Source organism: Stenotrophomonas sp. PAMC25021, from assembly GCF_004795795.1.
Lineage (GTDB): Bacteria > Pseudomonadota > Gammaproteobacteria > Xanthomonadales > Xanthomonadaceae > Stenotrophomonas > Stenotrophomonas muris.
The window spans coordinates 1,222,239-1,234,968 of the sequence record NZ_CP039255.1 but is presented as its reverse complement, the minus strand read 5'-3'; the positions used below and the strand labels follow the sequence as shown (position 1 = coordinate 1,234,968).

General features: G+C 68.5%; 14 protein-coding genes. 6 read left to right on the top strand and 8 right to left on the bottom strand.

What is annotated here, in order from left to right; genetic code table 11:
- Nucleotides 1–118: 118 nt before the first annotated feature.
- From E5790_RS06000 to E5790_RS05985, 4 genes are read right to left on the bottom strand one after another with little or no spacing between them, the layout of a single operon-like run.
- A complete protein-coding gene (locus tag E5790_RS06000) occupies nt 119–916 on the bottom strand; it encodes an N-formylglutamate amidohydrolase (protein ID WP_014646009.1) in 798 nt (265 codons plus the stop codon).
- Nucleotides 909–1,463, bottom strand: coding sequence for an NUDIX hydrolase (locus E5790_RS05995; protein ID WP_049408489.1), 555 nt, complete (start codon nt 1,461–1,463; stop codon nt 909–911). Before E5790_RS05995 ends, E5790_RS06000 begins: the two co-directional genes overlap by 8 nt.
- Entirely contained in the window at nt 1,460–2,395 is a 936-nt protein-coding gene (locus E5790_RS05990; RefSeq protein ID WP_014646011.1) for a 5'-3' exonuclease H3TH domain-containing protein, read from the bottom strand. The genes E5790_RS05995 and E5790_RS05990 overlap by 4 nt, the downstream gene beginning before the upstream one ends.
- Nucleotides 2,392–2,973, bottom strand: a complete 582-nt coding sequence (locus tag E5790_RS05985) for a nitroreductase (protein WP_014646012.1) — start codon at nt 2,971–2,973, stop codon at nt 2,392–2,394. Before E5790_RS05985 ends, E5790_RS05990 begins: the two co-directional genes overlap by 4 nt.
- A gap of 331 nt (nt 2,974–3,304) precedes the next feature.
- On the opposite strand from E5790_RS05985, the gene E5790_RS05980 reads away from it, so the two are divergent.
- Nucleotides 3,305–5,626: a DUF1631 domain-containing protein gene (locus tag E5790_RS05980; RefSeq protein WP_041863077.1), complete on the top strand. Its 2,322-nt coding sequence runs from the start codon at nt 3,305–3,307 to the stop codon at nt 5,624–5,626.
- 52 nt (nt 5,627–5,678) lie between these two features.
- Nucleotides 5,679–6,758: an NAD(P) transhydrogenase subunit alpha gene (locus E5790_RS05975; protein ID WP_014646014.1), complete on the top strand. Its 1,080-nt coding sequence runs from the start codon at nt 5,679–5,681 to the stop codon at nt 6,756–6,758.
- Nucleotides 6,759–6,878: 120 nt separating this feature from the next.
- Here the strand turns inward: E5790_RS05975 and E5790_RS05970 are convergent, their stop codons facing one another.
- The 3 genes from E5790_RS05970 to E5790_RS05960 are packed head-to-tail and all read right to left on the bottom strand — an operon-like array spanning nt 6,879 to nt 8,245.
- Nucleotides 6,879–7,331: a DUF3106 domain-containing protein gene (locus E5790_RS05970; RefSeq protein ID WP_014646015.1), complete on the bottom strand. Its 453-nt coding sequence runs from the start codon at nt 7,329–7,331 to the stop codon at nt 6,879–6,881.
- A 3-nt stretch (nt 7,332–7,334) separates the two neighbouring features.
- The gene (locus E5790_RS05965) at nt 7,335–7,664 is read right to left on the bottom strand and encodes a membrane protein (RefSeq protein WP_032956964.1); all 330 of its coding nucleotides are present in this window, start codon (nt 7,662–7,664) and stop codon (nt 7,335–7,337) included.
- A complete protein-coding gene (locus tag E5790_RS05960) occupies nt 7,661–8,245 on the bottom strand; it encodes an RNA polymerase sigma factor (RefSeq protein ID WP_080052964.1) in 585 nt (194 codons plus the stop codon). The genes E5790_RS05965 and E5790_RS05960 overlap by 4 nt, the downstream gene beginning before the upstream one ends.
- 98 nt (nt 8,246–8,343) lie before the next feature.
- On the opposite strand from E5790_RS05960, the gene E5790_RS05955 reads away from it, so the two are divergent.
- The gene (locus E5790_RS05955; RefSeq protein ID WP_111206815.1) at nt 8,344–8,664 is read left to right on the top strand and encodes an NAD(P) transhydrogenase subunit alpha; all 321 of its coding nucleotides are present in this window, start codon (nt 8,344–8,346) and stop codon (nt 8,662–8,664) included.
- Entirely contained in the window at nt 8,661–10,121 is a 1,461-nt protein-coding gene (locus E5790_RS05950; protein ID WP_111206816.1) for an NAD(P)(+) transhydrogenase (Re/Si-specific) subunit beta, read from the top strand. Before E5790_RS05955 ends, E5790_RS05950 begins: the two co-directional genes overlap by 4 nt.
- Before the next feature lie 180 nt (nt 10,122–10,301).
- On the opposite strand, the gene E5790_RS05945 is transcribed toward E5790_RS05950, so the two are convergent.
- Complete coding sequence (locus E5790_RS05945; protein ID WP_046429036.1) at nt 10,302–10,721, bottom strand: hypothetical protein; 420 nt, start codon at nt 10,719–10,721, stop codon at nt 10,302–10,304.
- 122 nt (nt 10,722–10,843) lie between these two features.
- On the opposite strand from E5790_RS05945, the gene sufT reads away from it, so the two are divergent.
- Nucleotides 10,844–11,395, top strand: a complete 552-nt coding sequence (sufT, locus tag E5790_RS05940; protein WP_005415385.1) for a putative Fe-S cluster assembly protein SufT — start codon at nt 10,844–10,846, stop codon at nt 11,393–11,395.
- Nucleotides 11,396–11,454: 59 nt separating this feature from the next.
- Nucleotides 11,455–12,549: a branched-chain amino acid aminotransferase gene (locus E5790_RS05935; RefSeq protein ID WP_014646022.1), complete on the top strand. Its 1,095-nt coding sequence runs from the start codon at nt 11,455–11,457 to the stop codon at nt 12,547–12,549.
- Nucleotides 12,550–12,730: the final 181 nt, after the last annotated feature.

Sequence of the window (12,730 nt, the reverse complement as noted above, 5' to 3'; positions counted from 1 at the left end):
GTGGATGTGCCACGCCTGCGGTGGTGCCGGCCGCTGGCCGGCAACCTCGGGGTGGTTGGATCATTGAGGTTGCCGGCCAGCGGCCGGCACTACCGATACGGGATGGGTCCAAGAGCGTTCAACCGAACGCCAGCAACTGTGGCTGCAAGGCGCTGAAGATCCGCGCCAGCCGCTCCGCCCACGCCTGCTGCCCGGCGGCATCGGCGATCAGGTCCTGGCGGATCTCCAGTTCCACGTGCACCAGGCCGCGCCCTTCGCCGTGCACCGGTACCGCGTAGTCGCTGGTGCTGCTGACCGAATACGGTTCGTTGTCACCCACCACCAGGTCGCCTTCATCGCGCAGTGCCTGCAGCAGTGCATGCGCAAAGCGCGTGTCCTGGTGGTACAGCACGCCGGCGTGCCACGGCCGCTGCGTGCCGTTCATCACTGGCGTGAAGCTGTGCATCATCACCAGCAGGGTGGGGCGGCCGGCATCGCGGCGTGCATCCAGTTCCGCGTCGATGCGCGCATGGTAGGGCGCGTGGATCGCATCGATGCGCTGCTGCCGCTGTGCAGCCGACAGCCTGGCATTGCCCGGGACCACGGTGTGGTCGCTCACTTCCGGAATCAGCGTCGGCGAGGCCAGTGGGCGGTTGCAGTCGATCAGCAGCCGCGAATAGGTCTGTTCGATCGCCCATGCATCCAGCCGTTCGGCCAGTGCGCGGGTGGTGCCGGCGATGCCGATGTCCCAGCCGATATGGCGGTCCAGCTCGGCCTGGGCCAGGCCGAGCCCGGTCAGCGCGCGTGGCACCTGCTGGCCGGCGTGATCGGCCAGCAGCAGGTACGGCGAGGCGCCCTGCGGCCGGTGGAGGGTATAGATCGCCGGGTCGTCGGCGCCCAGCAGCGCCGGCAGTACGTGCAGATCGGCGTCAGCCACGCGGGCGCCCGTCCAGGTGGTGCTCGATCATCCACAGGCCCGCCCACAGCTTGGCATCCAGCTCATAGCCTTCGCCCATCTTCTGCACCAGCCAGGCCGCCGCCTGCGCGCGCGGAATCTCGTGCACGGTGATGTCTTCGCTGTCATCGCCGCCACCGTCGCCGATCCGGCGCAGGCCGGTGGCGCGTACGAAGGCGATCTTCTCGCTGCTGGCGCCGGAGGACGTCGGGCCGATCATCAGCACTTCGGCGTGATCGGCGGTCCAGCCGGTTTCTTCTTCCAGCTCGCGCACGGCCGAGACTTCGATCGATTCGCCGGCGTGGATGTCGCCGACCAGGCCGGCCGGCATCTCGATGGTGGGGGCCTGCAGCGGCACGCGGAACTGTTCGACGAACAGCACCTTGTCCTCCGGGGTCACCGCGATGATGATCGCGGCCAGGCCACCGGCATGGGTACGTTCGCTGTATTCCCAGGTGCCGCGTACCAGCATGCGCTGGTACTTGCCTTCATAGACGACACGCGGGGCTTCGGTGTTGCGCTGGCTCATGCGGGCTCGCTGTGGGTGGGAAGAATATCGGGTACGCCGGCGGCATCGAACAGCCGGCGGCGGGTCATCGGGCCGAAGCGCAGGGTCTGGCACAGGCCGCCGAGCAGCTCGGGGTCGGCGGTCTGGCGCAGCAGGCCGGGTTGGCTGCCTTCAAGCGGCGCGTCCAGCGCGATGGTGGTCAGCTGGCGCCAGAGCAGGGCGTGCTCGCGCTGCTCGCGCAGGCGCACCGCCATCTGGGCGGCACCGCGCAGGCGCAGGAACGGCACTTCGTCCAGGCGTTCGTACAGCGCATCCAAGCTGCCGAAATGGGCCAGCAGCACGGCGGCGGACTTGCTGCCGACACCACTGACACCGGGAATGTTGTCCACCGCATCGCCGCACAGCGCCAGGTAATCGGCAATCTGGTGCGCGTGCACGCCGTGCCGTGCCTTCACGCCGGCCACGTCCCAGCGCTGGTTGCGGGCGTAGTCCCACTGTTCGTCGTGATCCAGCAGCAGCTGCGACAGGTCCTTGTCGGCGGAGATGATCACCCCGCGATGGCTGCCGCGGTGCACGTGCAGTGCGCTGCCGATCAGGTCGTCGGCTTCGTAGTCGTGGTGGGCGAGGACGGCAAGGCCCAACGCCGCGCACAGCGCCTTGCAGTGCACGAACTGGCGCTTGAGCGCTTCCGGTGCCGGATCACGGTTGGCCTTGTAGGCCGGATACAGGCGGTGGCGGAAGCCGCTGTCGAGCGCTTCGTCGAAGGCAATGGCGATGTGCCGCGGGCGCTCGCGCTCCAGCAGGTCCAGCAGGAAGCGGGCGAAGCCGTGCACAGCATTGGTCGGCCAGCCCTGCGCGTCCTGGAACTGGTCCGGCAGCGAGTGCCAGGCGCGGAACACGTAGATGCTGGCATCGACCAGGTACAGCGACGGCGGCGGTGCCGGCAGGGTCATGCCGGCGGCGTCCAGTCCTGCAGCAGGGTCGCTGGGTCGGGGCGCTCGCGCTCGGGCACGTCGGCCTTGGCGGTGCCGATGTGGATGAAGCCGGCGATGCGTTCACCCTCGACCAGGCCCAGGTGGGCCTGCACGACCGGATCGAAGGCCATCCAGGCCGTCAGCCACTGTGCGCCGAAGCCAAGCGCCTGCGCGGCCTGCAGCAGGGCGAAGCAGACGCAGCCGGCGGTCATCAGCTGTTCCTGTTCCGGCACCTTCGGGTCCGGGCGCGGGCTGGCGACCACCACGATCACCAGCGGGGCGTGGCTGAAACGCTGGCGGTCCTTCTCGAACACGGCCTCGCCGGCATGCGGGTCGCGCTGGCGGCTGCGCTTGGCCAGGAAGTCGCCCAGAGTGTGACGTGCATCGCCGGCGATCTTCAGGAAGCGGAACGGCACGCGCTTGCCGTGGTCGGGCACGCGCACGGCCGACGCCAGCATCCGCTGCAGGGTGGCCGGGTCCGGGCCGGGCTCGCCCAGTTGCCGCGAAGGCACTGAGCGGCGGGCATCCAGGGCGAGCAGGGCAGCGGGGTCGGGCATGGAGTCTGAACCGGTCATCACGGGTGTTTGATTATAGTCGGGGTGGTCAATGACGCCGTCTGTGTCGCGTCCGGCCCCTGAATACCAAACTGTGATGAACATCATGCCACTGGCGGGAAACGGACAGCCGCTTCCCCTCGCCTCGTGGGCCTTGCACGGCTTACGATACCCCTCTTGCCGGGCCGCCGGTCATGAGGTTTGAAGTGAGGACTGTTTCACTGTCCGTGACGGGCTGGCCGGCCTACCATCGACGTTCCGGTACATGGGGTGTGCCGGTCGTCGCGATGTCCATGCTGTCTGTCGTACCAGAGAAGGTGGGGAGCCTTCCCGAATGATGAGCGTGCCCACACCGATGGGATCGCCGGGCCGTGACCCGGCCCAGCTCCAGCTTGCCCGGGACATGGTCCTGCCCGCGCTGTGCCAGGCCTTCGGGGCCGCACTGGCGCGATTCGACGATGCCCTGTTCGACCGCGCCGGCAATGCCGGCTCGTCGCAGTTGCTGTTCCTGGACGCGATGCGCGAACTGCGCCGCCGCCGTGAGGAGATCGCTGCCGCCTTCGCCGGCCACCTGCAGCAGGCGTGGGCCGCATTGGCGGCCGGTGAGCCGCTGTCGGCCGAGGCGACCCTGTCGGGGCCGGCCGAGGATGGCCTGAGCCTGCTGGCCGAACACGTACTGGAATCGCGGTTGGCGGTGCGCAATTTCGCCACTGTATTGCTGCGTGACTTCAAGCCGGTGCTGGCGCGGCTGGACCGCCGCCTGGGCCGGTTGATCGGCGGCGTGGAACTGGACGCCGACCACAATCCCATCAGCCCCGAACATCTGGGCGTGGCCATCCACGAGGCCTTTGCCGGCTGCGAACTGGCCCCGGAAGTGCATCTGGTGCTGATCAAGCTGTGCGAGCGCGACCTGCGTGCACCGGTCGGCCGCATCTACGAGAAGCTGGACGAGCAGCTGGCCGCAGCCGGCGTGATGTCGCAGATGGGGGCTCCGCAGCGCCCACAACCGCCGGCACCGGATCCGCGCATGACCGGGATGCTGGATGACCTGGTCGAGCATCGCCACGGCGCGGGCGTCGATCCGGGGTTCAGCGATGACGAGCAGGCCGCACCGGCTTGGGCGCAGCGCTTTGCCGCCCGCTGGTCCGAGCGCCGCGGGCATATGCAGCAGCACCTGGGCGGCGATGATGGCGCCGCCGGCGAGGCCTACGCCGGCCAGCAAGGCATGCTGCTGGAAGCGTTGCACGAACTGCTGCAGCAGACCCGCCATGTGCGTGAGGACGCCACGTCTGCGGCACAGGTGGCGGTCGGCCAGCAGCGCCCGCTCAGCCAGCGCGAAATGATGTCGGTGCTGTCGCTGCTGCAGGCCACGCCGAGCGCGACGCTGCGTGCAGCCATCGGCGAGGACGGCGAATCGCTGGCGCAGCGGCTGAAGAGCGAAGTGCTGTCCAGCGCCACCCAGCTCGGCGTCGATCCGGGCCAGACCCGGCTGGACCCGCAGGATGAGGATGCCATCGACCTGGTCGGCATGCTGTTCGACGTGATGCTGGACGAGCGTGAACTGGAAGGCCGCTCGCGCGAACTGATCGGCCGCCTGGTCGTGCCTTTCGTCAAGGTCGCCATGCTCGACCGCCGCATGTTCGTGCAGAAGACCCATCCGGCGCGAAAGCTGCTCAATTCGCTGGCCGAGGCCTGTGAGGGCAACACCGGCGAGAGCCAGGCCGAGCGCATGCTGATGGCCAAGGTCGAGGAGATCATCGAGCGCCTGGTGGCCGAGTTCAACGAGAACCTGGCGATCTTCCTGACCCTGGAAGAAGAATTCCGCGAGTTCTTGGTGCAGCATCGCCGCCGCGTGGAAATCGCCGAGCGTCGCGCCGCAGAAACGCAGCGCGGCCAGGAAAAGCTGGAAATGGCCCGCACCCGGGCCGGTGCGGAACTGGATCGTCGCATCGGTGATGCCACCCTTCCGCCGGCCATTGCCGAGTTCCTGCGCCAGCCCTGGCAGCACCACCTGACCCTGGCGCTGCTGCGCGAGGGCGAAGAAGGCGCGTCGGTGGCCGAGGCACTGAGCCTCGGCGACGGCCTGCTGGAGGAAGTGGCCGAGGCACGCCGGCAGATTGTCGGCAAGCCATGGCTGCAGGCCTGGCAGCCGGTGCTGGCCAAGGTGTTTGCCAGCGTCGGTGTGCACGGCGATGCGGCTACCGGTGCGATCGACGCCCTGCACGACACGTTGCAGGGCATCGCCGAGTCGCGGCCGGAACTGCAGCGCGCGCTGCCCGAGCTGCCGCAGGTCGCGCTGCCGGCACCGCCGGTGGCCGAATCGCCAGCGGTGGAACTCAGCGGGCAGATCGATGCCGACGATTTCGACAACGCCGATGCCGACCGCTTCCGACGCATGGAAATCGGCAACTGGTTGGACTTCGTCGACAAGGACGGCAAGGTCCAGGCGGGCAAGCTGTCCTGGGTCAGCCCGATTTCCTCGCGCCTGCTGTTCGTCAACCGTCGCGGCGTGCGCTTCTGCGTGGCCTCGCCAGAAGAGCTGGCGGTGATGGTGCGGCTCGGCCGCCTGCGTGCCCACGTTGACGATGGCGCCTTCGACAGCGCCATGCAGGGCGTGATCGACCGCCTTGACCCGGGCAGCACCACCCTGCACTGAGTGCTGGCTGCCTGCTAGGATCGGGAAAACTCACCGATCAGCGGGGACCTGCATGGCCGTGGCGTTGCTGGGGATCAAGGAGACCGCGCCGGGTGAACGGCGCGTGGCGTTGACACCGGAAACCGCGCGCAAGCTCGGTGCCCTCGGCATTACGGTCTGGTACGAGGCCGGCGCCGGGCTGGCCGCCGGCTTCACCGATGCCGCCTATGACGACGCCGGCGCACGTGTCTTCGACGCGGGCCGCTGGGCCGAGATCGATATCCTGCTGTGCGTGCAGGCGCCTCCTGCGACGGTGCTGGAGCAGCTCAGGCCCGGTGCCAGCGTGGTTGGCCTGCTGGCACCGGCCAACGATCCGGCGCTGGCCGCGCTGGCGGCCGATGATCGCCTGCAGCTGTTCCCGCTGCAGCAGCTGCCGCGCACCACCCGCGCGCAGGCGATGGATGTACTCAGTTCGCAGGCCGGCATGGCCGGCTACAAGGCAGCGCTGATTGCCGCCGAACGCGCGCCGCGCTTCTTCCCGATGCTGACCACCGCCGCTGGCACCGTGCGGCCGGCCAAGGTGCTGGTGATCGGTGCCGGCGTGGCGGGCCTGCAGGCCATCGCCACCGCGCGGCGCCTCGGTGCACAGGTGGAAGGTTTCGATGTGCGCCCGGAAACCCGCGAGCAGATCCAGTCACTGGGTGCGCGCTTCCTCGATCTTGGCGTGAGCGCGGCCGGTGAAGGCGGCTACGCGCGTGCGTTGACCGACGAGGAGCGCGCCGAGCAGCAGCGTCGGCTGGCCGACCACCTGCGCGGCGTGGACGTGGTGATCTGCACGGCTGCCGTACCCGGTCGGCCGGCGCCGACCATCGTGACCGCCGCGATGGTGGAGGGCATGGCCACCGGCAGCGTCATTGTCGATCTGGCGGCCGAGAGCGGCGGCAACTGTGCACTGACCCAGCCGGGGCACTGCATCGAACACCAGGGCGTGACCATCGATGGTCCGCTGGGCCTGGCCAGTCGCGGCGCGACCCAGGCCAGTGAGATGTATGCGCGCAACCTGCTCAACTTCGTTGCGCTGTTCGTGCGCGAGGGGCGGCTCGGTTTCGACTGGGACGACGAGCTGCTGGCAAAGACGCGCTGGCAGGCATGAATGACGTGGGGTCAGATCCCTTTGCCTCTGGCAAAGGGATCTGACCCCGATCTCCCGCAATCTGCCAGGGGTCGGATCCCTTTGCGTCAGCAAAGGGCTCTGACCCAGTTCCCCGGGGCCTTACCGCGGCTTCGCCGGCGGCGGGTTGTCGCGCACCCAGTCCCGGCGCTGCTCCGGCGTCATCTGCGACCAGCGCTCGCGCAGCGCGTCGCGCTGTGCCGGCGGCATGTTGCGCATCTGCCCGAACAGGGCGCGTGCCTGTTCACGCTGTTCCGGGCTCATGTGCTCGAAGCGGCGCAGGCCGCGGCGGGCCTTGTCGCGCTCCTCCGGGCTCATCGATTGCCAGCGCTGGCCGTGCGAGAGCATGCGCTGGCGCTGGCCGGCATCAGCGCTGTTCCAACGGTCGCGCAGCGGCGCCAGCAGGGACTCTCGCTGGGATTCGCTCAATTGCTCCCACGCAGGCAATGGCGCGACCGGTGCGGCAGGGGCGGGCGTGGCGTTCTGCGCCAGCGCCGGAACGGCCGGCAGCAGCGCCAGGGTCAACAGCAGTGGCAGGGCAAGCAGTCGGGACATGATTTACTCCATCGCCAGGTCGGTATCGCCCAGCCACAGGTACAGATCGGGATTCTCGTCGTAGAGCGCGCCGTTGTCTTCCACTGAAGCAAGCACGGGGTCCGGCGGCGGACCCGCAAGCGTGCCATGGCCGGTGAACTGCAGGCCGATGCCCAGTGCAACCACCAGTGAGCAGGCGCTGGCCAGCCACCAGCGCCAGCGCCCACGATGGGTGGTGGCCGTGGCGCCGTGGCGAGCTTGGCGCAGCCGGGCCAGCGTTGCCGGCGACAGCGCCTGCAGCGACTGCGCGTGCAGGCGGCGCAGGGTGTCATCGGAAGGCAGGGAGCGGTTCACGGGTGGGTCTCCAGGTAGTCCTGCAGCGCCTGCCGGGCGCGTGCCAGATGGGTTTTTACCGCGCCTTCGCTGCAGCCCATGGCGCGGGCGGTGGTGGCCCCGTCCAGGTCCTGCAGCACGCGCAGGGTGAAGGCCTCGCGCTGGCGGGCGGGCAGGGTGCGCAACGCGTCCACCAGCTGCTGGTACTGCTGGCGCTGCTCATGTGCCTGTGCCGGGTCCGGGCCGGGATCGGCCCAGTCGATCTCGCCGCCTTCCGCGTCCTGGTTGTCGCGCCAGAACGGCAGGCGGAAGCGGCGCCGGCGCTGCAGGTCGATCACCCGGCGGCGCAGGATGCTCCAGAACAGCGGCGCCCATTCGGCGGCCGGCTTGTCGGTGTAATCCAGCATGCGCAGCAGCGCGTCCTGCACCGCATCCATGGCGTCTTCGCGCTGGCGCAGGCCGGCCTCGGCGAAGCGGAACGCACGCGGGCCGACGCTGGCCAGGAATGCCTCCAGCGATGCCGGCAGGGCATCGGTCTCGGCGCTCGGGGGGGCGGGGCTGCTCACCAGCACAGGGTACGGTTCCTCGCTCGGGGTCACCATCGACAACGCGTGAGCGGCGCTCCGGTTGACACCGGGTGCGCGCCGGGTTCAGCCCATGGTTATGATGGGCCGACGAAGACAGAGCAGGAGCGTTGCCGGTGAGTGACGGGTTCGTAGCGCTGTACATCTTCATGCTGGCAGCCATCGCCGGCCACGTGATCATTTCGCGGGTGCCGGTGATCCTGCATACCCCGCTGATGTCGGGCTCCAACTTCATCCACGGCATCGTGCTGATCGGCGCGATGGTGGTACTGGGGCATGCGCAGACGCCGCTGGAGAAGGTACTGGGCTTCCTGGCCGTGGTGCTCGGTGCCGGCAATGCCGCCGGTGGCTACGTGGTCACCGCGCGCATGCTGGAAATGTTCAAGCCGAGCGCGCCCAGGGGCGGCAAGGACGAACCGAAGGAGCCGCAGGCTTGAACATCAGCACCGTCGAACTGCTCGACTGGCTGGTCAAGGCCAGCTACCTGGTCGCCGCCACGCTGTTCCTGCTCGGCCTGCAGCGCATGGCCTCGCCGCTGACCGCGCGCAGCGGCATCCGCTGGGCCGGGCTGGGCATGCTGCTGGCCACCGCGGCCACCTTCTTCCTGCCCGAACTGCACAACGTGCCGTTGATCCTGGTGGCACTGCTGCTGGGTGCGGGCCTGGCCTGGTGGTCGGCCGGCAAGGTTGCCATCACCGACATGCCGCAGATGGTGGCGCTGTACAACGGCATGGGCGGCGGCTCGGCGGCGGCGATCGGCGCGGTGGAACTGCTGCGCTATGCCTTCCTGGCCCACCGCAATACCAGCCACTGGAGCGCGCAGGCGCTGGCCGACCTGGCCGCGCGCCAGCCGTCCGGCACGATGCTGCTGCTGGCGGTGGTCGGCGCGGCGATCGGCGCGGTGTCGCTGTCCGGCTCGGTGATCGCCTGGGCCAAGCTGGATGGACGGCTGGACAAGCGCGTGACCTGGCCCGGCCAGCAGGTGATGAACCTGCTGGTGGCGCTGGCGGTGGTGGTGCTGGCGATCATCGCGGCCAGTACGCTCAGTGCCTGGGCGATCGTCGCCTTCTTCGTGCTGGCACTGGCGCTGGGCGTGCTGATGACGCTGCCGATCGGCGGTGCCGACATGCCGGTGGTGATCTCGCTGTACAACGCGTTCACCGGCCTGGCAGTGTCGTTCGAAGGTTATGTGCTGGGCAACGAGGCGCTGATCATCGCCGGCATGATGGTCGGCGCGGCCGGCATCCTGCTGACCCGGCTGATGGCCAAGGCGATGAACCGGCCGATCCGCAACGTGCTGTTCTCCAACTTCGGCGGCGGTGCTGGTGGCGAAGCGCAGGCGATCAGCGGCGCGCAGAAGCCGATCGAAGCCCCGGATGTCGCGGCGATGATGGCCTACGCCGAACGCGTGGTGATCGTGCCTGGATACGGCATGGCCGTGGCCCAGGCCCAGCACAAGATCTGGGAACTGGCGCAGCGGCTGGGCCAGCGCGGGGTGAAGGTGAAGTTCGCCATCCACCCGGTCGCCGGGCGCATGCCCGGGCACATGAACGTACTGCTGGCCGAAGCGGGCGTGCCCTACGACCTGATCGCCGACATGGATGACATCAATCCGGAGTTTGCCAACACCGACGTGGTACTGGTGATCGGTGCCAACGACGTGGTCAATCCGGTCGCGCGTACTGATCCGGCCAGCCCGATCTACGGCATGCCGGTGCTGGACGTGGTCAACGCGCGCAACGTGGTGGTGATCAAGCGCGGCAAGGGCACCGGCTTCGCCGGTATCGAGAATGCGCTGTTCTACGCTGACAATACCCGCATGCTCTATGGCGACGGCGCCGAAGCGGCCGCCTCGCTGGTGAGCGAGCTGAAGGCGCTCGACGGCGGGCATTGAAGACCGGGGTCGGATCCCTTTCCGCAGGACAGGGCTCTGATCCCTTTCCCGGCCAGCGGCCGGCACTACCGGATCCGCGCGTGGTGGTTGCATCTGGTAGGTGCGGGCCTTGGTCCGCACGCTTTTGCCGGCCAGCGGCCGGCACTACCCCCCATCCGCGCGTGGCGTGGATCTACGCGCTCAGCGCGCCAGCCAGGCGCCGACGACCACGGCCACGGCCAGCCACAGCCATTCCATCGCGCCATTGGCCAGGTTGATCAGGGTCCAGGCCAGGTGCGGGCCCATCCGCGTGGTGGCGTCCCACAGGTCCAGACCGATCGAGCCGCCCATCCAGGCGCTGGCGATGGCCCAGTTGGCCACGGCGGCCACCAGCAGAGTGCCGAGCACGACCAGGGCGATGCGCAACCGGCCCGGGCCCAGTGTGCCCAGGCGCAGCATGAACACCAGTTCCAGGGCGGACACTACCGCCATCCAGCCGACCTGTCGGCCGGTCATCAGCGCCAGGACCATCCAGGCGAGGGGAGCAACAAGCAGACCCAGCAACAGCATGAGGGACCAGAGCCAGGTGACGGTCCTGGCACGCGTGGCAATGGAGGACATCGAAGCTCCCTGAAGATCACCCACAGGATACTGTGGTTTGCCGCAGTGCACCGGCGGTGCCGGGGCGGCTGGGCTAGAATGCCGTCTTGCGTGGCCCCGGCCACGGCCCCATATCGGTCCCCATGTATTCCCGTAGCAGCGAACCTGTCCACTTCGAACGCGATTGCGAGGCCGTGATGGTCCCGCAGGGCGATACCGTGACCCTGCCTGCCGGCAGCTATGGGTACATCACCCAGGCGCTGGGCGGCAGCTATTCGGTGTTCGTCGAGGGCAACCTGTTCCGCATCGCCGGCAAGGACGGCGACGCCATCGGCAAGGAGGCGCCGGCACCGCTCGAGCTGCCGGCCGACGCCACCGATGAGCAGGTGGAACAACTGGTGTGGCAGCAGCTGCGCACCTGCTTCGACCCGGAGATTCCGGTCAACATCGTTGAACTGGGCCTGGTCTATGAAGTCGAGATCAAGCATCTGGACGAAGGCAAGCGCGAGATCGACGTGAAGATGACCCTGACCGCACCGGGCTGTGGCATGGGCGAGATCCTGGTCGACGACGTGCGCAGCAAGCTTGAAATGATCCCGACGGTGGCCGAGGCCGACGTCGACCTGGTATTCGACCCGCCGTGGAACCAGCACATGATGTCCGAGGCGGCGCGGCTCGAGACCGGCATGCTTTGACCCAGGGCCCGCAGTGACGCGGGCCCGGCACTACCCGCAACCAGAACAGGAATCCTCCGGTGTCCCAGTCCATTCCCAGCTTCGCCGTCACCCGTTCGGACCACCCGCGCAGCGCTGAAGAGCGCGCCAAGATCCTGGAGAAGCCGGGCTTCGGCCTGCACTTCACCGATCACATGGTGGAAGTGCGCTGGGACAAGGATGCCGGCTGGCACAACGCCAGCGTGCGTGCCTACGGCCCGCTGCAGCTGGACCCGGCCGCGGCCGTGCTGCACTACGGCCAGGAGATCTTCGAAGGCATCAAGGCCTACCGCCATGCTGACGGCTCGATCTGGACCTTCCGCCCGGATGCCAACGGCCGTCGCCTGCAGCGTTCGGCGCAGCGCCTGGCGCTGCCGGAACTGCCGGTGGAGATCTTCGTCGAATCGCTGAAGCAGCTGATCGCCGTCGACAGCGAGTGGGTGCCGTCGGCCGACGAGTCGAGCCTGTACTTCCGCCCGTTCATGATCGGCGACGAAGCCTTCCTCGGCGTGCGCGGCGCGCACAAGGCCGGCTACTACGTCATCGCCAGCCCGGCCGGCCCGTACTTTGCCAAGGGCGTGGCCCCGGTGTCGATCTGGCTGTCCACCGAATACGCGCGCGCGGCCAAGGGCGGCACCGGCGCCGCCAAGTGCGGTGGCAACTACGCCGCCTCGCTGCTGCCGCAGCAGAAGGCGCAGGCGCAGGGCTGCTCGCAGGTGCTGTTCCTGGACCCGGTCGAAGGCAAGTACCTGGAAGAACTGGGCGGCATGAACGTGTTCCTGGTCTACAAGGACGGCACGCTGGTCACCCCGGAACTGTCCGGCAGCATCCTCGAGGGCATCACCCGCGAGAGCATCCTGCAGCTGGCGCGCGACCGTGGCATGAAGGTCGAAGAGCGCAAGGTCAGCATCGACGAGTGGAAGGACGGCGTGGCCTCCGGTGCGATCAGCGAAGTGTTTGCCTGTGGCACTGCGGCGGTGGTCACCCCGATCGGCCAGCTGAAGGGCGAGGGTTTCTCGGTGGGCGACATCAACGCGCCGGCCGGCGAAGTGACCATGTCGCTGCGCAAGGAACTGACCGACATCCAGTACGGCCGCCTGCCGGACCGGCACAACTGGCTGGTCAAGCTGGGCTGATCGCTCACGCTGAACTGTAGAGCCGAGCCCACGCCCGGCTGCGTTTCTGGAAAGCCCGTCCCTGTGACGGGCTTTCTGCGTTGTGGACAGGTGGGTGGGGTCAGATCCCTTTTCCGTGGGAAAAGGGATCTGACCCCCCACTCCGACCCCGAATCGGCGGATGCCGATGTCGGCAAAGTCA